The sequence below is a fragment of the Ruegeria sp. YKSD179 genome (assembly GCF_059612885.1).
In genome coordinates this window covers 1-24,467 of sequence record NZ_JBXWRL010000017.1, presented here as the reverse complement: position 1 = coordinate 24,467, position 24,467 = coordinate 1, and the positions used below count along the sequence as shown (strand labels likewise).

17 protein-coding genes and 2 pseudogenes are annotated in these 24,467 nt (G+C 53.4%); 8 read left to right on the top strand and 11 right to left on the bottom strand.

The features are described from left to right. Nucleotides 1-70: 70 nt before the first annotated feature. From AC2FNE_RS10880 to AC2FNE_RS10860, 5 genes are all read right to left on the bottom strand, one after another. Nucleotides 71-316, bottom strand: a complete 246-nt coding sequence (locus AC2FNE_RS10880; RefSeq protein WP_170477213.1) for a MoaD/ThiS family protein — start codon at nucleotides 314-316, stop codon at nucleotides 71-73. After that, nucleotides 309-2,564: a xanthine dehydrogenase family protein molybdopterin-binding subunit gene (locus AC2FNE_RS10875; RefSeq protein ID WP_496805358.1), complete on the bottom strand. Its 2,256-nt coding sequence runs from the start codon at nucleotides 2,562-2,564 to the stop codon at nucleotides 309-311. Before AC2FNE_RS10875 ends, AC2FNE_RS10880 begins: the two co-directional genes overlap by 8 nt. Further along, entirely contained in the window at nucleotides 2,564-3,043 is a 480-nt protein-coding gene (locus AC2FNE_RS10870) for a (2Fe-2S)-binding protein (RefSeq protein WP_170603509.1), read from the bottom strand. The genes AC2FNE_RS10875 and AC2FNE_RS10870 overlap by 1 nt, the downstream gene beginning before the upstream one ends. Beyond that, on the bottom strand, nucleotides 3,040-3,906 hold the full coding sequence (locus AC2FNE_RS10865) for an FAD binding domain-containing protein (RefSeq protein ID WP_496805357.1): 867 nt from the start codon (nucleotides 3,904-3,906) through the stop codon (nucleotides 3,040-3,042). Before AC2FNE_RS10865 ends, AC2FNE_RS10870 begins: the two co-directional genes overlap by 4 nt. 128 nt (nucleotides 3,907-4,034) lie before the next feature. Continuing rightward, nucleotides 4,035-7,247 carry a reductive dehalogenase gene (locus AC2FNE_RS10860; RefSeq protein ID WP_496805356.1) on the bottom strand — a complete coding sequence of 1,071 codons (3,213 nt, stop codon included), beginning with the start codon at nucleotides 7,245-7,247 and terminating at the stop codon, nucleotides 4,035-4,037. Between the two features lie 75 nt (nucleotides 7,248-7,322). Here AC2FNE_RS10860 and AC2FNE_RS10855 point away from each other — a divergent pair, with 75 nt between their 5' ends. After that, nucleotides 7,323-8,225 (top strand): LysR family transcriptional regulator, encoded by a 903-nt coding sequence (locus AC2FNE_RS10855; RefSeq protein ID WP_170477198.1) that lies wholly within the window; start codon nucleotides 7,323-7,325, stop codon nucleotides 8,223-8,225. Here the strand turns inward: AC2FNE_RS10855 and AC2FNE_RS10850 are convergent. After that, nucleotides 8,216-9,067, bottom strand: coding sequence for a LysR substrate-binding domain-containing protein (locus AC2FNE_RS10850; RefSeq protein WP_496805355.1), 852 nt, complete (start codon nucleotides 9,065-9,067; stop codon nucleotides 8,216-8,218). The genes AC2FNE_RS10855 and AC2FNE_RS10850 overlap by 10 nt on opposite strands. Before the next feature lie 105 nt (nucleotides 9,068-9,172). On the opposite strand from AC2FNE_RS10850, the gene AC2FNE_RS10845 reads away from it, so the two are divergent. Further along, nucleotides 9,173-9,874, top strand: a complete 702-nt coding sequence (locus AC2FNE_RS10845; protein WP_170603501.1) for an SDR family oxidoreductase — start codon at nucleotides 9,173-9,175, stop codon at nucleotides 9,872-9,874. A gap of 4 nt (nucleotides 9,875-9,878) precedes the next feature. On the opposite strand, the gene AC2FNE_RS10840 is transcribed toward AC2FNE_RS10845, so the two are convergent. The 3 genes from AC2FNE_RS10840 to AC2FNE_RS10830 are packed head-to-tail and all read right to left on the bottom strand — an operon-like array spanning nucleotide 9,879 to nucleotide 14,418. Then, nucleotides 9,879-11,150, bottom strand: coding sequence for an NAD(P)/FAD-dependent oxidoreductase (locus AC2FNE_RS10840; protein WP_496805354.1), 1,272 nt, complete (start codon nucleotides 11,148-11,150; stop codon nucleotides 9,879-9,881). A 44-nt stretch (nucleotides 11,151-11,194) separates the two neighbouring features. Then, the gene (locus AC2FNE_RS10835; protein WP_496805353.1) at nucleotides 11,195-12,229 is read right to left on the bottom strand and encodes an ACP S-malonyltransferase; all 1,035 of its coding nucleotides are present in this window, start codon (nucleotides 12,227-12,229) and stop codon (nucleotides 11,195-11,197) included. Then, on the bottom strand, nucleotides 12,226-14,418 hold the full coding sequence (locus AC2FNE_RS10830; protein WP_170603497.1) for a dehydrogenase E1 component subunit alpha/beta: 2,193 nt from the start codon (nucleotides 14,416-14,418) through the stop codon (nucleotides 12,226-12,228). Before AC2FNE_RS10830 ends, AC2FNE_RS10835 begins: the two co-directional genes overlap by 4 nt. Nucleotides 14,419-14,636: 218 nt before the next feature. Between AC2FNE_RS10830 and AC2FNE_RS10825 the strand changes: the two genes are divergently transcribed. Beyond that, nucleotides 14,637-15,536, top strand: a complete 900-nt coding sequence (locus AC2FNE_RS10825) for a LysR family transcriptional regulator (RefSeq protein ID WP_496805352.1) — start codon at nucleotides 14,637-14,639, stop codon at nucleotides 15,534-15,536. A 67-nt stretch (nucleotides 15,537-15,603) separates the two neighbouring features. On the opposite strand, the gene AC2FNE_RS10820 is transcribed toward AC2FNE_RS10825, so the two are convergent. Further along, on the bottom strand, nucleotides 15,604-16,761 hold the full coding sequence (locus AC2FNE_RS10820) for an acyl-CoA dehydrogenase family protein (protein ID WP_170603493.1): 1,158 nt from the start codon (nucleotides 16,759-16,761) through the stop codon (nucleotides 15,604-15,606). A 233-nt stretch (nucleotides 16,762-16,994) separates the two neighbouring features. On the opposite strand from AC2FNE_RS10820, the gene AC2FNE_RS10815 reads away from it, so the two are divergent. From AC2FNE_RS10815 to AC2FNE_RS10795, 5 genes and pseudogenes are all read left to right on the top strand, one after another. Then, the gene (locus AC2FNE_RS10815) at nucleotides 16,995-17,630 is read left to right on the top strand and encodes a pyridoxamine 5'-phosphate oxidase family protein (RefSeq protein WP_496805351.1); all 636 of its coding nucleotides are present in this window, start codon (nucleotides 16,995-16,997) and stop codon (nucleotides 17,628-17,630) included. An 85-nt stretch (nucleotides 17,631-17,715) separates the two neighbouring features. Next, nucleotides 17,716-20,196: a heavy metal translocating P-type ATPase gene (locus AC2FNE_RS10810; RefSeq protein ID WP_496805350.1), complete on the top strand. Its 2,481-nt coding sequence runs from the start codon at nucleotides 17,716-17,718 to the stop codon at nucleotides 20,194-20,196. Continuing rightward, nucleotides 20,193-20,582: a Cu(I)-responsive transcriptional regulator gene (cueR, locus tag AC2FNE_RS10805; RefSeq protein WP_170477172.1), complete on the top strand. Its 390-nt coding sequence runs from the start codon at nucleotides 20,193-20,195 to the stop codon at nucleotides 20,580-20,582. The genes AC2FNE_RS10810 and cueR overlap by 4 nt, the downstream gene beginning before the upstream one ends. A gap of 102 nt (nucleotides 20,583-20,684) precedes the next feature. Further along, a pseudogene (locus AC2FNE_RS10800) lies at nucleotides 20,685-20,930 on the top strand (NAD(P)-binding domain-containing protein); the annotation flags it as partial. 116 nt (nucleotides 20,931-21,046) lie between these two features. Next, nucleotides 21,047-24,112 carry an aminotransferase class III-fold pyridoxal phosphate-dependent enzyme gene (locus tag AC2FNE_RS10795; protein WP_496805349.1) on the top strand — a complete coding sequence of 1,022 codons (3,066 nt, stop codon included), beginning with the start codon at nucleotides 21,047-21,049 and terminating at the stop codon, nucleotides 24,110-24,112. Between the two features lie 106 nt (nucleotides 24,113-24,218). Here AC2FNE_RS10795 and AC2FNE_RS10790 read toward each other — a convergent pair. Continuing rightward, nucleotides 24,219-24,467, bottom strand: a pseudogene (locus AC2FNE_RS10790) (hypothetical protein); the annotation flags it as partial.

The window sequence follows — 24,467 nt, the reverse complement described above, 5'->3', positions numbered from 1 at the left end:
CTAAAAGCAAAATGCCTTTTTGTTTTTTACCTTATTAAGGCGGTATTTATCTGTGCTGCAATTCCCCGCGTCAGCCCCCTCTTAAGCGTTGCATCAGATAAACCTCACTGCCCTCCGGAATTGGTTCGGTCAAACCCGTGGCAATGACGCGGCCATCGACGGCGATTGACACACCAGCGTCAATCGGGCCCTTCAGCTGAGGATGGATACGCACGAGTTCGCGCAACAATTCTCCGGTCGTGCGCGCTTGCACCTCAACAACTTGCTGGCCTCCGGTCAATGAGCGGAGACCAGACCAGAGATGAACTTCAACCATTGCCCTTCAGCGCGGCCAAGATGCGCGGCGGAGACATAGGCAGTTGCCGCATCCGCACACCGGCTGCATTTGAAACGGCATTGGCGATAGCCGCAAGAGGCGGAACAATCCCGGTTTCACCGACCCCACGAACGCCAAACGGATGGCCAGGGTTGGGTACCTCGACAATAACTGTATCGATCATTGGAAGGTCACTGGCTACCGGAACGCGATAGTCAAGGAATATCGAATTTTGCAATCGACCGTCTTCGCCATAAACATATTCTTCGTTCAGCGCCCAACCGATGCCTTGTGCCGCACCACCTTGAAATTGACCTTCAACATAGGAAGGGTGGATGGCTTTGCCCGCGTCCTGAATAACCGTGTAACGCGTGATGCTGGTCTTTCCGGTTTCAGGGTCGACCTCGGCGTCCACAATATGAGTTCCAAAAGAAACCCCGGCGCCTTCTGGAGTGGCTTCGAAATGGCCCGAGATAGGACCCCCAGTCGAGCCCATGTCTGCGGAAATATCTGCCAATGGCATCGGATCGAAGTCACCTGCGTTGGAACCCGAGGGTACTGCGCAGCCGTTTTCCCATTTTACAGCATCGACAGGAATACCCCACTTTGCCGCCGCCCGCTCACACAGCTTTTCGACGGCATGATGGGCGGCCTTGATCGTAGCCAAACCTGACGCATAAGTCACGCGGGAGCCGTGGCTCACGTCGTTGTACCCAAGCGTCGCTGTATCGGCGATAGTGACCCGAATATTCTCATAAGGAATGCCCAGAACTTCGGCGGCCATCAATGCCATCGAGGCCCGAGAGCCGCCGATATCCGGCGTTCCGACCATCAACTGGGCCGATCCATCCTCGGACAGCGCCAATGAGACCGAGGTTTCGCCGCCGTGGTTAAACCAGAACCCGCAGGATATTCCACGACCTTGCCCCGGCTTAAGCGGTGCTGAATAGTGAGGATGCGCCTTCGCAGCTTCGAGCGTTTCGACCAAACCAATACGTTCGTATCTGGGGCCAAAGCTGGCTTTAGTACCTTCGTGTGCAGCGTTTTTCAGTCGAACTTCGACGGGGTCAAGACCCAGTTCATTACACATCTCGTCAATCACCGATTCAACGGCAAAAGCCGCCATTGGCGCACCCGGCGCGCGATAGGCGGCTTGCTTTGGACGGTTTGACATCACGTCGTAACCGGTCTGTTTGACGTTGGTCAGATTGTAAGGGGCGAAGGCGCACATCGCCGTTAAGTCGCCCGGTGCGCCGGGGAAAGCCCCACCCTGAAGACGGAATACGCCCTGAGCGGCTGAAATTGTGCCGTCCTTCTTCATACCGATCTTTACATCCATTGAGGCAGATGAGGTCGGACCGGTAGCTCTGAAGACTTCGGACCGCGTCATCACGATCTTCACAGGGCGATTGGCCTTGCGGCTCAACGCAAGTGCGACGGGTTCGATGAAAACGGTGGTTTTACCGCCAAACCCGCCGCCTATCTCGGACGCCGTAACGCGCAGTTGCGCGGTTTCAATCCCTAACAGTGCAGCGCAGGTTTTTTGGGCGATCCAGTGACCTTGCGTCGTGCACCACAGCTCACCTTTCCCATCGTTGCCGAGCGATGCCAGACACGCGTGAGGTTCGATATAGCCCTGATGGGTCGCTTCTGTTACAAAACTATCCTCGATTACAAGATCGGCTTCGGCAAAGCCGGCCTCGACATCGCCATGTCCACTTTCATGATAACGCACGACGTTTGGGTGCATCCCTTCAGGAACAGAATAATCAGCGGCGCCCTCCCGAATGACCGGAGCATCCGGGGCCATTGCCTTGTCTACGTCGGTAACATGTGGCAACACTTCGTATTCGACGTCGATCAGCTTTAGTGCATCACGCGCCGACAGTGCTGAAGTCGCAGCGACCGCCGCAACTGCGTGACCGTCGTACAGCGCCTTATCTCCGGCCATAACATTTTCTAGAACATTCCAGAATTCGCCCTCAAGCCCTGGTTTAAACGGTACATCGGCAAAATCAGCGCGGGTTACTACCGCCTTTACGTCCTTATGCGCCTCCGCCTTTGAGGTGTCTATCTTCTCGATCCTAGCATGCGCATGCGGTGAACGAAGAATCGCTCCATGCAACATCCCTGGTGCATAAGCGTCTGCCCCAAATTTGGCGCGTCCGGTAACTTTGTCCAAACCATCCGGTCGATCCGGGCTTGTGCCAACAAAAGTGAATTGAGATTTGCGATCGTCGAGTGCCATTACGAAGCCTCCCGCATTTCGGCCGCCGTCTCCATAACGGCGCGAATGATCTTGTCGTAACCCGTGCAACGGCAAAGATTGCCTGCCAGCCAGTAACGAGTTTCTTCCTCGGTCGGGTCCGGGTTCTTTTCCAGCAGCGCTTTGGCTGCAACCAGTATACCCGGCGTGCAGATACCGCATTGCAGCGCCGCGTGTTCGATGAATTTTTGCTGCAGCGGATGCAATACTTTACCATCGGCAAGGCCTTCGACTGTTTCTATTGCCCTTCCTTCGGCTTCCACGCCAAGCATCAGACAGGAACAGACGAGACGGCCATCAACCGAAACCGAACAAGCACCACAGTCACCTGTTCCGCAGCCCTCTTTAGCGCCGGTAAGGTTCAGCTTGTCCCGCAGACAATCAAGTAGGGTTTCGCGTGGGTCGCAAAGGAATTCAACTTCATCCCCATTGACCTGAGTAGTTACGTGAAACTTGCTCATGCTTGTTCTCCCTTCGCACGGGCATAGGCGATTTTAGCGGCACGCTTTGCGAGAACACCCGCGACCTCGGTACGGAACTCAATCGTGCCCCGTTTGTCATCAATCGGGTTACACGCTGCCGAGGCCGCAGCAGCCAGTGCTTCCAAAGCTTCATCATCAAGCGAGCTGCCGATGATCGCGTTGGCGCAATCTTCAACCAGTAAAACGGTCGGCGCAACTGCACCGAGCGAAACGCGGGCTTCGGTGATCTTGTCACCGTCCAAACGCAGATTAACCCCGACACCGACGACGGCAATGTCCATCTCGGTGCGTGGGATAAAACGCAGGTACGCGTCACCACCACTCTCTCCTCGGGACGGAATGTTTACTGCAGAAACTACCTCACCCTTGGTCAACGCAGTTTTCCCAGGACCAGTTGGGATGTCTTCCACTGCAACCTCTCGGTCGCCTTTCGGTCCGGTTACGGTCACCGTCGCCCCAGCAGCGATCATGGCTGGAACGGAATCAGCGGCCGGAGAGCCATTGCACAAGTTGCCGGTAAGCGTTGCGCGACCTTGCACTTGGGTCGAACCGATCAGGTCCATTGCTTCGACCAATCCGGGCCAGTCGTTACCCAAATCGGGATGTTCGCTCATCTCGGCGCCTGTCACTGCGACACCAAGCGTCCAGCTACCGTCAGCGTTTCGTGTAATGTCCCGCACGCCATCTATTTTCTTGATGTCGATCAGCGTATCAGGCGTCACAAGTTCCGAACGCAGCTGTACCAGAACATCTGTACCACCTGCTAAAAACCGAGTGATTCCCGTCGCCTTGGATGCCAGAGCCGAAGCTTCTGCAAAGTTGGCGGGGCTGTGATAATCCATGAATTTACCTCGCACCTGTGGATCAGGGTCTACTGGGGTTCGGAGGGGACGTTAGTGCAGCATTCGACCAACGTCCATGGCAGGAGCGACCTATTTTTTACCGCAGCGACCCTTGACTGAAAAGGGCTCTAAAGATCGATCTCGATAACACCTTCGTTTAGGGCAGCTCGGCTTTGGCAAAGGATGATCGCGCCTTCACGTTGTTTGTTGGAAAGAACGAAATCTCGATGCTGGACATCGCCAGAAATTAAACCGCATTTGCAGACACCGCATATTCCATCCGAGCACTTTACGTCCACATGGATACCCGCTTCGTTCAGCACTTGTGCCGCATTCTTGTCTGCCGGAACAACCAGTTCTCGTCCTGAACGCACCAAACGCAGCTTGAACGGGTGATTTTCATATTCAGGTTGCTCAGGAACTGAAAAATACTCAAGATGTCGGGCTTCCTCGGGAAAACCCTGGCGTTCCGCAGCCTGAATGACTCCATCCATGTAGCGATCTGGTCCGCACGTATAAACGTGCCAACCTTCTCGGTAACTGCCCAGAATAACATCCAGGTCGGCGCGCGTACCTTCATCAGAAAAGTGATAATGAACCTGATCCGCCCAAGGCATTGCGGTCAAGTCCTCCAGATACCCTGCCGCATCCCTCTTGCTGGCCGAATAGTGTAATTCAAACGGAAGCTGCAACGCATGCAAACGATGGGCAAATGCAATCATCGGCGTGATTCCGATTCCACCGCCCATCAAAAAAGTTCTTGATGCGGTTTCCTCAAGTTCGAAATGGTTGATCGGTTTTGAAATGAAAACCTTTCGGCCCTCCTGAAAAATTCGGTGTAAAAGCGCGGACCCGCCCCGCCCTTCATCCTCGCGAAGGACGCCGATCTGATAGATGCTTCGGTCGGACGGGTCACCAGACATGGAATATTGCCGCAGGAATTCTGGGGCCACCAAAACATCCAAATGCGCCCCCGCTGTCCATTTGGGTAATGGTTTGCCATCCAAGGCAGAGAACTCATATTTACTCACATCTGCAGTCATTTTGTCCGCCAGGGTCAGCTCGACCCTCATGACCGGTGCATCCCCTGCAATTCGATAGTGATGGACAACCGAAAGATCACCATCCGACTTTCGAGCCTTATATTCCTCGGCCGAGACCATGGTCCGATACGCGGCGATACCTGCTTCGCGGTCCATTGCAAAAGGGTACGGCCATGGGTGCGGTGCCAGATTCGCGGGATAGACGGCCAAGGTCTGATCCTCGTATTTCAGGTCCAAATCCCTTTGCAGGTCCCGCCGATTTAGCGGATTAGCCGATGGGCGATAGGCCCCGTCAGCTTGCAGTTCGTTATCCCACCACCACTTCTTGATATCATTCAAGCCACCATTTCCGACGGCGTCATCCAATTTGGCCAGCACAGGTGCGGCGGCAGGGACGTTCATTGCCGCCCATCTAAAGGGACGTTCTTTGAAAATACCTTCAAGGTTCCACGGGCAGGTTTTCATGCACCGCCCGCACATGGCGCCGCCCGGCGTCGTGATCCTATACGTGGCACATTTTTGACTGTCGGACTTCCAGATCTCATAGCCGTTGAACATAAGTTTTGGTCCTGCCGTGATTGCCCCAGAAGGGCATTCACGGGCGCATTTGTTGCAACTTTCACAAAACGATTGCAGGCCAAAGTCGATAGGTTTGTCATGAGTCATCGGCATATCGGTCGTAACCACACCCGATTTCAGGCGAGGGCCCAAATAGGGGTTTAGAATAACCTCACCGATCCGGCTGACTTCGCCCAATCCTGACAGCAGCAGCAACGGAGGTTGCAGAACCTCACCATCCATCACCGTGTGGGCTTTGGCCTTATATCCAAGGTTGCGGATTTGTTGGGCTATCACCCCACCGAGCAGCGAAAACCTCAAATACGCGCGCATAGACTGGGCAACGCTTATCCAATCGTCGCCGCTTGCGCCTTCCATTGTCTCATAACCCTGGTCAATGATCATACTGACCGCCTGATCATGGGGCGGTTTAATCTCTTCTCCGGTTGCGTCGTGAGAATACCAAGTCCACTCGGGGCATCTGCTAAGGCCCACGGCATCGGCACCTAGGAAATAACTGGCGGCCTTGATGTTTTCGGCATTTCTGACCGGATCTGAGGGTCTTACGTCATTGGCGCTTTCGCCGTCCTGTAAGAGAACAAAAGCACCCAATGCCCGACGCTGCGCAAAACTCGGCGCCGACTTGCGAACATAGTAACCACCTTTCGCACTGTCCTGCAGCGCCTTGCCCATATCACCAAATTGGGCGCGCGCGAACATGTCTGCCCGCTTGGGTACGCGCGCAACATTCTCTTCGTCGATATACGTTGTCGGGTTGTCGACTCGTTTGAGTTTTTCAAAAGGATGCGCGCCGTCCACATACCTCCGCTTGGCATAAGCGTCTCGGTTCAACGCGTTCTTGGCAAATCCGGCACCCAGCCACCAAGCCGGTCCTTGCGTACGAAACCAAGGCTGCTGTGCCAGCGGACACAAAGGTTGATCATGGGAGAGTTCCAGTTCTGTCGTTACGGCGGCGAGGCCAAAGCGTCGGCCCAACCAAGGCGCAACTAGCTCGCCGTTTTCGACCGAAGCCAGCCCTGCAGCTACTGCCAACTTGCCTAAATCAACTTCTGACGACATGGATGTATGAGCCCGCGCGTCAAATCCCAAAAGTCGGATGTAATTTGCTATGACGACTGCATTTTCGGTGGCCCTCAGGCAGGCTCGGTGATCCTGAGCATCCAATATCCAGTCAGAGCCAGGTTCAGACGGTTCCGGGTCCCGGTGATGTTCATAAAGAAAAACGATTGAATGCCTGTGGTTCTCTATCGAGCCAGGTGCAGCTTCCATGCTCTCTTTTAGATCAGCCATTATGACATCGATGCCCGAAGCCAACGTTTTTGTCTGACGAGTTTTTAACGCATTAGCCAAACGGTCGATATCGGGATTTCGTCGCGGCTCGGGTAGGAACGCATCAGATGGCAATGGACCGCACCCCATCATCGATGCATCATTGAAGTAACCAAAGGCTTTTAAATGATTTGTTCGCTCGACCGGATCGGTTGGGATTTCTGAAATCACTGGATTAACAATTCCGTCTCGGATGGCATCCATCATGGCCTGAAACTCACCCATCGCGTTTACGATGTTTTCAGGACGCTCAGGTCGATGAAAGTTGAGACGCCGCATGGGTTTAACCTGCGACAGATCCGGCATCCGAGATTGCCGCGCCAACCGTTCCAACGGATACGGCCCCATGTGAACGGGGCGGTTTTTGTCCGAGAAAAAACGGATACCCATCGCGTGCCTCCTGATTGTTATCGTGACGTATCCCGCCGTAGACAGCAAAACCATTCATAGATAATCATAGATGGTATGAGGAAAATTGATTTTACTGAACTGGATGGAAAGGTTTTACGGGTCTTTCTGACAATTTTACAGGAAAGTTCGGTTTCAAAAGCAGCGGATCGGCTTGGGGTCACGCAGTCGGCGATCAGTCACACACTATCAAAGTTGCGACAAATTTTGGGAGATCCATTGTTCGTACGTTCGGGACAAGGCTTGACCCCGACCGAACGCGCGTTGGCGTTGAAAGACCCGGCGCAGCTTGTTCTGGATGGAATGCGTGCTCTGACCCAAGAGCGACCTTTTGATCCATTGTCTGAACAAATCAATATTCAGATCGCTGCTAATGACATGCCACGTGAGTTAATTTTTCCCGATCTCCTGCGTTCTGTCCGCGCCGAGAACGTCCGATTGAGATTGGAGTTCATATCTTCCGGAGTACCAGACCCTGAATTGCTACGAAGTGACCGGTGTCAGATGATGCTGACGCCGTTACCGCCAGATGGTCCAGATATCTTTCAAAAGCGGCTCTTAACCAGCCCTTTGATGATATTTTTTGACGCCAGCAGACGCGATCCGCCGGACAGTTGGGAAACTTATTGCCAAAGCGAGCATGTCGACGTGCGTTTTGCCGATGGTCGCAGCGCCCGCAGCGTTATGCGCGGCGTCGACCAGAGCCAGATTAACCCTGCAACGGTGACACTGCCCCATTTCAACGCGATCCCATCGTTTGTAAAAGGCAGCGATTTGATCTCGACGGACACAGCACTGATGAAGAAAGGACCCCTGGCAGGTTTGGATTGCGCAGAACTCCCGTTCGATTGCGAACCTGTGAACATATACATGGTTTGGCATCAGAGATCCGCGAATGATCCTGCGCATCGCTGGTTGCGCACGCGGGTCGAAGCGATTGCCGCCAACCTTCAAGCCTGAGAAAGAAGCCAGTCGCGCATAAGCGAAACAAGTTCGGGTTGGCGGGGCTTTAGGGGGGCAACGACGAAAAAAACAAGATCGTCGAACAAGGTTTCTTTCAGTGGTTGAACAAGCTCGCCTGAAGCGAGCTCAGATGCGACTAATGCAGCGTTCGCCAAAGCCACTCCCTGCCCCGATACTGCCGCATCAATCGCAAGGCTTGTTTGACTAAAGCTCATCGTCCTAGCCAGACCCGCCACTTCGACCCGTTCAAGGAACAGCGGCCACAGACCATGTGAGTCGGTTAGTAAGGTAAAACGCATCAGGTCATTTGGAACGGAAATTTGGTCGCCCAGCGAGGGGTTGCATACGGGAATGAACTCGTTCGAAAACAACGGCTTTGCATTGAAGCCGTCGCCAATTGGCCCGCGGCTTTGCCGAACAGCAATGTCCACACCATCTGTTCTGAAATCCGCCAAACGCTCACGCGCATCTACTTGCACCGCTATTTCCGGGTTCTTTCTTATAAAGTCGTTAAGGCGCGGAACGAGCCATTTCGACGCAAAGCTTGGCGTGACGGAGATAGTTATTTGGCGATGGCCCGATAGGTCGTCCACAGCTTCTTCGATCAACCTAAATGCCCGTCGCAACGGAGAATGAAAACGACGACCAGCCTCGGTCAATCTCAGTCCGCGGGGCAACCGTTCGAACAGGGCCTGCCCTAGTCGGGCCTCCAGCCCACGAACGTGCTGTGCAACTGCACCCTGAGTGACACCTAGCTCAGCAGCGGCCAAACGGAAATTCAGATGCCTTGCCGAAGCTTCAAAGGCGCGAATGGAATTGAGTGGGGGTAGTGCCGACATGACCGTTAACAGTAGTTTTTCTACAACATAAAGTCAGAAGAACTGATTGGTCAAACGCCCGCGCAGATTGCAAAATGCCGACAAACAAAGAACGGAGAAAAACAAATGACGAAAGTGGCATTGATCACCGCAGGCGGCAGTGGAATGGGCGCTGACGCGGCACGTAGGTTGGCGACAGACGGTTTCAAAGTTGGAATTTTGTCATCCTCGGGCAAAGGCGAGGCATTGGCCGCACAATTGGGGGGCGTGGGGATTACGGGGTCGAACCAATCCAACGATGATCTGAGAAAACTGGTCGACGCGGCAATGTCACATTGGGGACGTGTAGATGTTTTGGTCAATTCAGCTGGCCACGGCCCAAGAGCGCCCATTTTGGAACTGTCGGATGAAGACTGGAATGCCGGTATGGAAGTATACTTTCTGAACGCGGTTCGTCCGACCCGGCTGGTGACGCCAATAATGCAAGAACAGGGTGGCGGTTCAATCATCAATATCTCGACCTTTGCCGTCTTCGAACCCGACCCGGTATTTCCGACATCCGGCGTGTTTCGAGCAGGACTTGCGGCCTTTACCAAGCTTTTTTCTGACAAGTATGCGGCTGAGAACATCCGAATGAACAACGTCCTGCCCGGGTTCATCGACAGCCTTCCGGAAAAGGAAGAATTCCGCGCCCGCATTCCGATGGGTCGTTATGGCCGCAGTTATGATGAGATTGCCTCGGTTGTTTCCCTGCTGGCCTCTGAAGGCGGTGGATACATCACCGGCCAAAATATTCGGGTGGACGGTGGCATAACGCGATCAGTGTAATCCGCTAAGAACGTGCCTTGAACAGGTGAGTAAGCGCTGCGCCGGTCTCAAAAAAAGTCCGGCGCGTCCGCGTCCATGACTCATTGTATTGAGCCACTGGTGCAATTGGCAACCGGGCCAGGTCATCCTTCAACAGGCTTTCGGCCATCATCCTGCCGAAAACCGTGCCCGGCCCGATCCCGCGCCCAGAAAACCCGTGCACAGCCAAAACATTTGGGCCGAGTTTTATAATCTTTGGTAAATGATCAGAGGTCATAGCAATTCTGCCGTGCCATTCGTCAACCAAGGGCTGATCCGCAAGCGAAGGAAAAAGCGCGGAAAGTTTGCGCCTAACCCAACCATGATGAAAAGAGCGCCCAAAACTGCTCAAATCACCCATTCCGCCTATAATAAATCGACCATCCCGATCCATACGGAACGATGTCATAATCAACTCGGTATCCCAGCATCCTTCACCACCTGACAGTATGCAGGCACGAAGATTTTCGGCTAGTGGGGCTGTCGCGTATTGAAAAAAGTACATCGGAACATACTGCGGTCGCGTCAGATTTAGGTTTTGATGATAAGCGTTTGTGGCCTGAATAACGGCCTTGGCGTGTACTGTACCATTCGACGTGGCCAAAACCCAATGGTTATCCAGATAATCAAGCGACAGCACCGCGCTTTGTTCAAATATCTGTGCACCTGCCTGCGACGCTGCTCGGGCCAGTCCCACACAATAAGCCAATGGCTGGATCGTCCCCGCACGCGGGTCAAACAGCGCCGCTTGAAACTGGTCGCTGCCTGTTTTGGATTTCGTATCTTCTGCGGAAATCAATTCTACTGGCGCTCCGGATTCTTTTAATTGGGCGTACCGTGACTTGAGATCCATCTCGCCCACCCTTGAATGGGCGCAATGCAATGTTCCATTTTGAAGCGGATCGCAATCGATTTGATGACGTTCGATCAACTTAAAAACCTCGGCAGGGGCTGCCGCCAAAAGCTGAATTAGCCGATTCCCAACCTGCTCTCCCAGGCGTTCGCGGATTTTCTTCGGAGGCAGCCAAAGCCCCGCGTTTACCAACCCTACGTTGCGACCAGAGCCGCCATGACCGATCTCTTCCGCTTCAAGTAGGCAAACCGCAGCACCCGCCTTTGCGGCTGTAAGGGCTGCAGAACAGCCCGTGTAACCGCCGCCTATTACTGCCAAATCAACCGAAACACTCCCGGTTAATGAATTCGTTTCGACCTTTTCAGCACAGGTCTTCCGCCACAACGAATGATCAACAGAATTCACAGACAGATAGTTCCCTGCATTTCGCGCCGACAATTGAAACAAATTCAACCGACTACAAGTGCTCTTTGGTCTTCCCGGCCCATCGCCACAAGCAGGTTTTGACTTTCCTGCACTGCCGAGAACGCTGCTTTATCTTTCATTCCTCGCCAATTTGCCAGAACCAATGATTGGGCGACTGCTCCACCCAGCGTTGTTCCGGGACCCGTTACGATGAAAAGATCCGGTGCAAATTCCCGGGCCGCTGTTTGTACAGCGCGCGTGAAATCATAGGCTTCAGTCACCTGATACCCCAAGGTGTAGTCCCTCAGCTTTTGCGTATCGACCGCGCCGGGCCACCAAATTTTGCCACGCCCATCAATGATCGGACGATTGGGTTGGGTAAATTTTATCTCACTGAGAACCGCCTGTCCTTCCGCCGCGACGGGACTTTGTAGCTGAGTATGGAAGGCCGCGTGGTTGTGAAGACGCAGGGGAAATCTTTCCTGAACAACAGGTTGCGATTCCTCAAAGTCTGTCAAGCCTGCATCATTTCCGGCCAGAACCAACATTCCACCTAGATCAATTGATAATGCCAGTCTATGTCCCTGCACAACATTTATTCGAGCGACTTCCTTCAAAATTGATGCTTTGCGAATGGGGTCATTCACCCAATCATCACCTACAAACGGATAAACTAACTGGCCCCCAATCAAATTGGCCTGCATTAACGTGCCCATTGTATTAGCGACGCGGAAACCTTCCGCTGCGCTCAGTGCTCCCGCCGCGGTCAGCGCACTGTACCATCCCATGGAATTCCCGGTAACGGCGACTACTTCGATGTCGCTAGCCAAATTCTGCGAATCCGCCAACGAGGCTGAGAATATCAGCGCCGAGGCGACATCTCCGCGTGAATATTTAGCGGCAGAGAACCTATCTGCACCGTCCAAGCCCGTTATTGTTTCTTGCCCGTTCTCGGCTCGTATGGCGTCAAAGCCTTTAAACAGAGCCATCCGGCTTGGGTGATTGCGACGAAGATAGCCCAGTTCGGCCTTGTTATATGTCCCCCGTCCAGGACAAATCACGACGGCGGTTCGGGTCATATAGCTTCTCCCGTCAATTCCAAAGCTGCTTTCACTATGCCTTTGCGTGAGGGCAGGGTCGCCGCATAGGCTGGCCCTGTTGCGATAAAGCTGTCTTCGGCAACTACGCGTCCAATCGGAATATGAGACCGTTCCTCGCAGAATAAGGTCATCAAGCCTTCTGATTGACTTCCAGTTCTGCGGCATTCATCGACGATCAACACGTGTCGACAATCCTTGGTGGCTGTTAAAATTCCTTTAGTAGGCAATGGCGCTAGCCAACGCATGTCGATAACACGTGTCTTAACACCTGCGGCCTGTAATTCCGGTAAAGCCTGTTGCGACAAGTAGTTCCCGTTGCCATAGGTCACAATCGCCAGGTCGGTACCGTTTCCATGCACACCAACCTGGCCCAGTGCGATCCGTTGTTCCGACGACGGATAAATGGTCATCCACCCCCCGTCCTGAGGCTGGTGAAGATCACGTATTGGGTAGAGCGCTATTGGTTCCACAAACGCCACGACGCGCTGTTCTTCCCGGGCGAGCCGCACGCATTCCCGCAGCATTTTTGCCGCGTCTGCGCCGGTCGACGGACACGCTAAAATGACCCCAGGAATATCCCGCAAAACAGCAAGTGAATTGTCATTGTGAAAGTGTCCGCCGAAACCTTTCTGATAACCGAGTCCGGCAATACGAACCACCATTGGATTGGTAAATTGTCCATTCGAGAAGAATGGAAGCGTGGCCGCTTCACCTCTGATTTGATCCTCAGCATTGTGCAAGTAAGCGAGGAACTGAATTTCTGGGATCGGGATAAATCCATTATGCCCCATTCCAATTGCCAATCCCAAAATGGCCTGTTCATCCAACAAAGTATCGATCACTCGATCAGCGCCGAAACGTTGCTGCAGTTTTTGCGTAACACCATACACTCCGCCTTTGCGTCCCACATCTTCGCCCATACACACGATCTCAGAATGTTCCAGCATCAGATCAGTCAGCGCCCAGTTGATCAGGCGGCTCATGGGTTGCGGTTCGTCCAAAGCGCGCAGGTCGTTTCCAAAAGCGTCGGCTCGCGCCTTGGCGCCCGGTCCATTAGTGGGCTTGCATGGACGTTTAGGGGGAATCAAGCTTTTCATGACCTCCTGTGCATCGGCCAAGTGCGGGCGCGAGGATGCTTCAGCCGCGATCCGTTTGGCTCGCGCACATGTGTCTGTATAGATTCTCAACGCGTCATCGGGAGAGAGAGCCTCGGCTTGATCCATTAATCGGACCGAGTGCAAAAGCGGGTCATTGGCCTCGTCCGCTTCGACTTCGGATTTGCTTAGGTACGTCGTTGGCATATCTGCGCCTGCGTGACCATAAAGACGAACAGTCTTTAAGTGCAGGAATGCAGGCTTTCGCCTGGTGCGTACGTATTCTGCAGCCTCTTTGGCGACGGCATAAGTCTCATAGATATCCAACCCGTTTGCCTGAAAATACTTGATGCCAGGTCGACGCTGCATAGAAATCTGAATCCAGCCTTTAGGCGTTTTTACCGATATTCCAATTCCGTTATCCTCACACACGAACAACAATGGCAGAGGTGTCGACTGCACGCTTGTCCACCCGGCGGTGTTGATCGCCCCTTGCGCAGTTGAGTGATTTGCAGAAGCGTCCCCAAACGAACACATGGCAATGCCGTCTTCAGGCAACTGCCTATGCTCGGGAGCGTTTCGCCGAGCCGCGCCCAGCGCATAGGCCGCACCGACCGCCTTTGGGAGATGGCTGGCTATTGTCGACGTCTGTGGCGGTATCATCAACGCCTTGGACCCAAGAACCTTGTGGCGGCCGCCGGATGTCGGATCTTCGCATGAGCAGGCAAAACTCAATAGCATATCCCAGGCGATCTGCTGGCCCGGCAATTGTTCGGCACGCGCTATCTGAAACGCCGCATCCCTATAGTGCAAAAAGGCGATATCGGTCGGTCGCAATGCATGGGCTACGGCGGCCATCCCCTCGTGACCCGACGAACCGATCGTGTAGAAGCCCTTACCTTCTTTCTGCATAGTCCGGCTTGTTTGATCCAACGCCCGACTAAGAACCTGCGACCGGAATAGAGAAACCGCATCTTCTTTGGATAATCCTGATACAGGGGCGTTCCCGTGCGGAAATTCACGGTTGGCGACCCGGTTCAGGAAGTTCTGGTGAACGATCTGGGCGCGATCCATGGCATACCTCAATTTCAGCAGTGCATCGTTAGCCTTAATAACGCCTGCAACAATTCGTCATTGGTTTTTCCCTGCCAGTCTTAGCAGTTTGAGCGATCTGCACAGTTACCACCATACAGATACTGACGGCACGACTAGCAAGGTCGCATGTTTGTCATGGCTCTGGCCGACGTCAAACACCAGTGATATTGCATTCAAAAGGTATGAGGATTTGTCATATGATAGCGCCCCGTCGTTTCCTTCCATCAATTTCATCCCTGCTGGCCTTGGAGGCCGTGGACAGATTGGGCAGCGCTTCTGCAGCCGCGCACGAGCTTTCGCTCACGCAAAGCGCCATCAGCAGGCAACTTAAGGCTGCTGAAGACCAGTTGGGGATCGATTTGATCGAGCGCAGTCAAATGCGCCTGCAACTGACACCCGCCGCAAAAGACTATGTTGAAACCGCCCGGTCCTCATTGAAGGATCTTGCGCAGGCTGCCTTACGCCTTACGGCGAACCCGGCTGGTGGTTCTTTAAACCTGTCGATCCTGCCTGCATTTGGAATGCACTGGCTTGCCCCACGATTACTTGACTTTGCGCAAAGTCATCCAGAGGTGACAGTGAATTTGGGTACAAGGCTAAAACCTTTTGATTTCTCAAATGAGCATTTTCACGCAGCAATACATTTCGGACGTAAAGACTGGGCCGGTGTGAGTTACCTGAAAATCATGCGAGAAGAGGTTTTACCCGTCTGTTCACCCGCCTTGGCCTTGCAAGGCTTGAACACCTTGGAAATGTTGCGTGATGCGCCACTTTTGCATTTGGATACGCGCGCTGACGCCTGGGAGCAGTGGTTTTCAACACAAGGCCAAGCGGTCCAAGGCTTACAGGGAATGCTGTTTGATCAATTTTCAACCATGGTTCAAGCAACCATCCACGGCCTCGGTGTTGCGCTGGTTCCTACATTTTTAGTCAAGAAAGATCTGTCTGAAGGGCGGTTAAAGCTAGCGTGGAATGCACCCGCCATCAGTCTGGGAGACTACTATCTTGTATGGCCTAAGGATCGAGCCTTGCCCGAACCAGTCAAGTCGTTTCGTATTTGGCTGGAAGGACAATTGTCAGATAAATCACACCAGTGACAGACTATTGGCCTACCGATCGATCAACTAGTTTTGCCTATGTCGTTCCGGCACCTTAGCGTTCAGTTCAGACATCTAATGATCGGGCAATTAGCTCTTTCATCACTTCATTTGTCCCGCCGTATATCATCTGAACTCGCGCATCGGCGTAAAGTCTGGCAATCGGATATTCCATCATGAACCCGTATCCGCCAAACAGTTGCAAGCACTCGTGCATGATTTCGTTTTGCACTTCGGATCCCCAGTATTTTACCATTGACGCCGTAGCGGCATCCAACTTTCCGGTTTCAAGCTTGGCAATACACTCATTCACGAAACTGCGTAGAACTTCCGCTTTCGTTTTGCATTCCGCCAATTTGAACCGTGTATTCTGAAAGTCCATTACGCGCTGACCAAAAGCCTTCCGCTCCTGCACGTATTTCACTGTTTCGGCGATGGCAAAATCGATTGCACCCAAGGCCATTATGCCAATCGTCAATCGCTCCCACGGCAATTGGGTCATCAATTGATAGAACCCCTGACCCTCTTCCGGACCGAGCAGATTGGTCATAGGAACTTTCACGTCCTCAAAGAACAGTTCAGCGGTATCGTTGCCTTTCATTCCTAGTTTTTTAAGGTTCCTGCCCCGGCGAAAGCCATCTGCTCCATCCGTTTCGACAACTATCAAAGATACTCCTTTGGCGCCCAAAGCCTTGTCGGTTTTGGCCGTAACAATAATCAAGTCGGCAGACTGACCGTTCGTTATGAATATCTTCGACCCGCTTATACAATAAGAGTTGCCATCCTTGTCCGCCGAAGTGCGCACAGCCTGCACATCCGATCCTGTGCCAGGTTCAGTCATTGCTAACGCGCCGATCATTTCGCCGGAGGCCAGTTTAGGCAGCCACTTCTGCTTTTGTTCCTCGCTGCCGTAAGCGTCGATGTAGTGTATCACGATAGATTGGATGCCGTAGCCCCAACCTGCGTCGCCGCGCGCGCTTTGTTCATAGAGGGTTACCGCATCAAAACCCATTCCCCCGCCAACGCCGCCATATTCCTCGGCGATAGCACCAGCCATCAATCCGGCCTGCCCGGCTTTTTCCCAAAAGGCGCGATCGACCACTCCCTGCTCGATCCAAGTCTCGACATTGGGCACAAGCTCGTCGTCCAGAAATCGGCCGGCCATGTCAGCATACATCCGATGTTCTTCAGTAACCCAAGCGGCGGAACTGGTGAAAAGTGGCATCGCAACCTCGTTCATTGGCGTCAACCAAAGCTAACCTCACCTGCGATTCCTTCCAATCCGTATGACGTCGTGTCGGAGGAATGCAACGTAACGTTTTTTAAATCAGACGGTTAAGTGATCACGAAAACAGTCTTGTCGATGACAATACCGTGGGATTCGGCTTGATTGCGGAGCAACGCACACCTTATTCGAGTTACGTATCCGAGCACTCTAGTCTGCAAAGGAAAATGATCATGCCCCGCGCCTTTTCAGAACTGACATTCACGCCTTCTGTCCGCGCCCATCAAGAGCGCATGGGATCAGCGGAAACTTATAGCAAATTCTTGGAAACTGGCCCGCAACAGGGTCATGAAATCGGTCCGGCAGAGCAGGCGTTTATTCAGGCCCGGGATGGGTTCTATCAAGCCACCGTATCAGAAACTGGCTGGCCGTATGTTCAGTTTCGTGGCGGACCGGTTGGTTTTCTAAGAGTCCTGGATTCAAAAACGCTCGGCTACGCAGATTTCTCTGGGAACAGACAATATATTTCACGCGGCAATTTGGACGGCAATGACCGCGTTGCCCTGATCCTAATGGATTATGCCAACAAAAAGCGGCTCAAGGTTTTAGGGCGCATGACATTTACAGAAGGTCCTGGCGCTGCCGCCTCCCTTTACCCAAATGGGGCAGAGGCTAAAGCGGAACGTTCGGCTATCATCCATGTAGAAGCCTTAGACTGGAACTGTCCGCGCCATATCACACCGCGCTTTACCGAGGCCGAACTGCGCCCGCACTTGAACGAGTTAGGTAAGCAATTGGCCCAACTTCAGTCAGAGAATGAAAAGTTGAAGGCTGAGCTCGCAGAGCTGAAGGGCCCGAACGACATTTAAGTTACAAAAATATGCCATTGACCCTTGACCTTCCCGTCACTGGAAGCCCCATCTGAGGCAAGAACCTAGTGTCAGGACGACTCGGATGGTTGATCAAAACCAAACTCAATTGAAAGTTTCAGGGATGAGCTGCGCGTCGTGCGTTGCGCGTGTGGAAACAGCGCTATGTAACGCTCCCGGTGTAAAGGCGGCGTCTGTAAATTTTGCCAATGGAGTCGCGCAGGTCACATACGATGGAGCATTCTCGGCTATCACGAATGCTTTGGATGAAGCCGGTTATCCCGCGAAGTCACAGAAAATCGATCTAAAAGTCGATGGCATGAGTTGTGCGTCATGCGTTGGTCGGCTCGAAAACGCACTGAAGGAAAGCCCCGGAGTTTTGAGCGCCAGTGTGAACCTGGCCACTCAGCGTGCGACTGTGACCTTTGTTGAAGGAGCCTGTGACCCGGCATCTTTGGTGCAGGTCGTTAAGGAAACCGGGTATTCAGCGCGTCAAGCGCAGGACGTCAAACCAGATCAAGGCTTTGATACGCAATCGGATGAAATACAAACGCTAACTAGGACCACGGTGATTGCCGCAGCGCTTGCTTTGCCGGTCTTCGTATTGGAAATGGGTGGCCATATGGTCCCCGCCTTTCATCATTGGATTCAAGCCACGATTGGCGCCCAAAACAGCCATCTGATCCAGTTTGCCTTGACATCTGTGCTGATGATCGGTCCCGGGCATGTGTTTTTTGCCAAGGGTTTACCCTCATTGTTGCGCGGCACACCTGACATGAATGCGCTGGTCGCATTAGGTACCGGAGCAGCCTATCTATATTCGATAGTCGCGACTTTCTTGCCGCAAGCTCTGCCGAAAGGCACTGCTAATGTTTACTTCGAAGCTGCCGCGGTAATCATTGTTCTGATCCTGCTTGGACGACTGATGGAAGCCCGAGCCAAAGGAAAAACCGGTGCCGCAATCCGAAAGCTGGTGGGCCTTCAACCGAACACTGCCCGTGTTCTTCAGGACGGTTTATGGGTGGATAAACCCATTGAAAAGGTGGCAGAGAACGATGAGTTGATTATCCGCCCCGGCGAACGAGTTCCCGTCGACGGAGAGGTCTTGGACGGCAACTCTTACATCGACGAAAGCATGATTACGGGCGAACCAGTTCCCGTCGGGAAAACCGTCGGGGAACAAGTGGTTGGCGGGACAGTGAACGGTACTGGTGCGCTGCAAATTCGGGCCACGCGCGTTGGCCAAGACACAGTTTTGGCGCAAGTAATTCGTATGGTTGAACAGGCTCAGGGTGCCAAGCTGCCTATCCAAGGGCTGGTCGACAAAATCACGCATCGTTTCGTTCCCGTCGTAATTGCGGTTGCTGTTCTTACGGTCCTGGCATGGATGATACTTGGACCGACCCCTGCGTTACCGCTTGCGCTTGTTGCCGGAGTGTCGGTGTTAATCATCGCCTGTCCTTGCGCGATGGGTCTTGCGACGCCGACATCGATCATGGTCGGAACGGGACGAGCCGCGGAATTGGGTGTCCTCTTTAGAAAGGGCGACGCACTACAGACCCTTCAGCAGGCCCAAGTAATTGCCATGGACAAAACCGGGACGCTGACGCTTGGCCGACCAGAACTTACCGAGTTTGTCGCTGCAGATGGTTTTGAACGAACACACGTGCTGCGGCTGGCCGCCGCGGTCGAAGCGCAATCCGAACATCCGGTCGCGAATGCTATCACTCGAGCTGCCCCAGCAGAGCTACCGGAAGTTACCGAGTTTCGCTCAATAACTGGGCAAGGCGTCAGTGCCCGAGTCGAAGGACAGTCTGTTTTGGTCGGATCCGGGCGCTTTATGGCGCAGAACGGGGTGGACCTAGCTGCTCTTAACCATGTCGCAGAGGTGCACGCCAAGACTGGTGCAACCCCACTATTTGTCGCAATTGACGGCAGCGCAGCTGCCGCTTTAGCGGTTTCAGACCCGATCAAACCCGGCACAACGGAGGCGTTGAAGGCACTGCGCGCAATGGGATTGAAGCTTGTAATGATTACAGGGGACAACACCCTGACAGCAAAAGCGTTGGCTCAAACTTTGGGAATCGATGATGTAACGGCCGAGGTTCTGCCAGGAGGTAAACAAAAAGCCATAGCAGAGCTGCAAGGCCGGTATGGAACAACGGCTTTTGTCGGAGACGGAATTAATGACGCGCCCGCATTAGCGGCCGCAGACATCGGTATTGCAATCGGCACAGGAACCGACGTAGCTATTGAAACCGCTGATGTAGTATTGATGTCCGGCGATTTGCGCGGGGTCGCAAATGCATTGGATATCAGTCATCGCACAATGCGAAATATTCGGCAAAATTTGGGGTGGGCATTTGGCTACAATATCCTGCTTATCCCAGTAGCCGCAGGTGTGTTGTACCCGTTTGGCGGACATTTGCTATCACCCGCATTGGCCGCTGGCGCCATGGCGCTGTCTAGTGTGTTCGTTGTTTCCAACGCCCTGCGTTTGCGCCGGGCGCAAGTTCAATTGCCGGAGCCTGATTCACCACTTGCAACGCAGGAGGTTACATCATGAACATCGGAGACGTATCGCAACTGACAGGATTGCCCGCAAAGACGATCAGGTACTACGAGGATATCGGACTGATCAAACCTTTGCGTGACGACAACGGCTATCGACGGTTCCGTAATCAGGATGTCCACAAGCTGAATTTTCTTGGGCGCGCTCGCGCGTTGGGCTTTACCATTGAAGATTGCCGGACCCTGCTGGCCCTTTACGAGGATGAAACCCGTGCCAGTGCAGATGTAAAGCGCATTGCCCGCCAGCATCTCGGACAGATCGAGGCCAAAATTACTGATCTCAATGCAATGCGTGACACGCTAAGCCACCTAATAGAGGCCTGCGCCGGCGACGACCGACCAGATTGCCCGATACTTCAAGATTTGGGAGGTAAACCCTGAAGCGGGGTTGCCCTTTGTACCACCGTTTGATTTGTCGGTTCCGGATACCGCAATCGGGTTTTCTTAGTCAGGAAACCACTGCTCACTCGGAAGGATACTCAAGTGGCAAAAATCGCGTTCTTGGGCCTTGGGGTCATGGGTTATCCAATGGCCGGTCATCTGCAGGCGGTTGGCCATGAAGTTACCGTTTTCAACCGTACTTTGGTGAAGGCAGAGCCTTGGGTCGAACAGCACGGCGGCTCTGCGGCAGCCACACCAAAGGAAGCCGCACGCGGGGCAGAATTTGTCATTGCCTGCGTAGGAAATTACAACGATCTGCGCGTTGTTTGCGCCGGCGAGAATGGCGCTTCTCTGCCGCTGACAACGCTGGTGGATCAGTTTTATAAGGATGTTCAAATGCTGGGGGGGGCGGACGCTGGGACACCTCGGCGCTGCTCAAACGTTTAAGGGCAATGGATTAGCACATGAATGGAACGGAAGATCATTGGGCGAAAGCCCTGCGGAGCCACTGGGGGCTTGACGCTCGGTTAACCCGTTTGGACGGGGAATATGACCTAAACTTTTTAGTACACGCCAAGAACGGTCAAGATTATGTGCTTAAAGTTATGCGCGTCGACTGCCAACCAGAATTGGTAGACCTACAAATCAAAGCGCTGGACCATTTGGCAACATCTGCACCGGGCCTACCATTTCCCAAGGTTTTTCCGTCACTAGACGGCTTAGAACTGCCGTCAATTAGGGATGAGCAAGGTCAACCGCGCCTTGTTTGGTTGCTCGAATATCTTTCAGGGCGTTGTTACGCTGACGCTAAACCTAAGACCACGGACCTGATCCTGAAACTCGGCCGGTTTTTGGGGGCAACGGATCGTGCTTTAGAACAATTTTCGCACAATGGTTTAAATAGATCGGATTTCAAATGGGACCTTGTACAAGCAAGCTGGATTAGGCGCAAATTGGATATAATAACCAACGCTGATCGACGCGAAATACTTGAAGACATTGTGCGGGACTTCACCAGAATATCCGGCCAGTTGAACCGCCTGCCGAAACAGGCCATTCACAACGACGCAAATGACTACAACATTCTGGTCCAAGGAGAGTTGAGCGAACGCCGCAGCGTCTCGGGTTTGATCGACCTGGGCGACATGTGCGCCGCACCACGTGTTTGCGAGCTGGCCATCGCCGGGGCATATGTGGTCCTTGACCATCCAAAACCGGAACGTGCTCTTGCCTCTCTGGTTCAAGGCTATCATGCAGCCAACCGCCTGCGCGCCGAGGAGGTTGATCTGGTTTGGCCGCTACTACGGATGCGACTGGCAGTCTCGATTGTCAACTCGACGTTGATGGCAGCTGAGCACCCGGATGATCCCTATGTAACGATCAGTCAGGCACCGGCGTGGCGCTTTCTCGAAAGCGACAATATCAATGAGGGGCTTATGTCAGCCCGCCTGCGTACAGCTTGCGATTTACCTGTGGTCGACGGTGCAGAACGCATACTAGCCTATCTGAACGCGCATCGCGGACATTTTGCAAAGATGTTCGAAGTAGACTTGAACGAAGCTCCCATGGGGTCACTTTCGGTCGAAAACTCCACCTGGCCGCAAAATCCGTTTCATATGCCTTTGGATAAGGCAGCCCGCGTAGGTGAAGAGTTTGGTGAAGGTTTCTGGCTGGGCTATTACAATGAACCCCGATTAATTTATACCGAACCCGGATTTCGCAAGGGGCCATGGAAGGCGTCTGACCGTAGGACTGTTCATCTGGCTGTTGATGTTTTTGCACCGGCAGGTACCGTCTTGCACGCACCGGTCAGTGGGCGCGTCGAAGCTGTTGAGAACCGGACGGCACATTTGGACTATGGAGGCGTTGTGATCCTGCACCATGAAACGCCAGAAGGTGATCCATTCTATACACTTTACGGTCATTTGGACCCCGAAGCTTGCGCGCGCCTGAAGCCAGGTGATCCTGTTGCGCAAGGCGCAGCATTTGCACGCTTGGGCAATCCCTCCCAAAACGGCGGCTGGGCGCCGCACGTTCATTTCCAGCTCGCCCTGACAACGGATGGCATGCAAACCGATTGGCCCGGTGTGGGTGATCCGGACGAGTTGGATCTGTGGCACGCCGTTTGCCCCAACCCGGCTGCCCTGTTGAACTTGTCAGACGAGAAGGTTTTTTACCGCCCGACCGACAAGTTGTCCGTTCTTCAGAATCGGCAAGCACATTTCGGCGGCAACCTGTCTTTGACTTACGACGACCCTGTAATGCTGGTTCGCGGTTGGAAACATCACCTTTTCGACGAGTGGGGGCGACCATATCTGGACGCTTACAATAACGTTCCGCATGTTGGACACGCGCATCCCCGCATTCAATTGGTCGCGGCGGATCAGCTGAAAAGGATGAATTCAAACACCCGTTATCTGCATCCTGCGCAAACCGCATTTGCCGAAAAACTGCTTTCAAAACTGCCGGATCAATTCGAAGTCTGTTATTTCGTCAATTCCGGTTCTGAGGCGAACGAGCTGGCTCTGCGACTGGCACGAGCACATACCGGCGCCAAAGGAATTGTTACGCCTGACCATGGATATCATGGCAACACCAATGCTGCCGTCGCGATATCGGCTTACAAGTTCAACAAACCCCGCGGAGTAGGAAAGGCCGACTGGGTAGAGCTCGTCGAAGTGGCCGACGACTATCGCGGCTCGTTCCGCCGCGACGATCCCGTACGTGCCGCCAAGTTCGCGGATTTGGTAGACCCTGCAATTGCATCCCTTAAACAGAAGGGACACGGGCTGTCAGCATTTATTGCTGAAACTTTCCCTTCAGTTGGGGGCCAGATCATTCCTCCCTCTGGTTATCTGTCTGCAGTATACGAAAAAGTCCGAGTTGCTGGCGGTGTTTGCATAGCCGACGAAGTTCAGACCGGGTTGGGACGACTGGGAGAGTTTTACTTTGGCTTTGAACATCAACAGGCGCTGCCGGATGTCGTGGTGATGGGCAAGCCTATCGGCAACGGCCATCCTTTAGGAGTCGTAGTCACGACCCGTGAAATCGCCGAAAGCTTTGACAATGGTATTGAGTTCTTTTCCACATTTGGTGGATCAACGTTGTCGTGCCGTATCGGAAAGGAAGTTCTGGACATCGTCGATGACGAAGGACTGCAGGAAAACGCCAGCTTAATGGGGGCTCGACTGAAGGACGGGCTAATCAATTTGCAAGATGGGTTCTCGCAGATCGGTGATGTTCGCGGTATGGGTCTGTTTCTGGGGGTTGAACTAGTCAACCTTGATGGAACCGAGGGGACCGAGATTTGTGGCTATGTAAAAAACCGTATGCGCGACCATCGAATTTTGATCGGAAGCGAGGGACCAAAGGACAATATTCTCAAAATTCGCCCGCCTCTGACCATCGGAGCCGAAGACGTCGACATGATCCTTTGGGCCATGCGCAATGTGTTGTCTGAGATCGGAGACTATGTGCCAGCAGCTACCTGCGATCACGATCATCATCATGCTGGATGCAGTTGTTGCTAGAACGCAAATCCCCGGAGCGAGGGCCGGTGATTTTCCCTGTATTCCAATGTGCTGTGATTGACAAAGGTTTCTGGCCGATCTTCAATACCCGGAGCGTGGATGTTATTCACCGCAGCGCTATCCCAAATTCCTCGGCCAACGAGGAAAGAGCTGGAGAATAATCAAGCCGAACGATGAGGGACGCCATCGTCATGGCGTCCTCGCGTTCACCTTCTGCACCTGCCGCGATCATCTGCGCAAAACAATTTTCTTCTGCGCCTAGACATCCGCATTCCGTACCATGCTGAACGAAAGTTCTTCGGCCATGTTGGGCACACAACGATAACATATGGTCCAAGGTCGAAATCGCGGCACG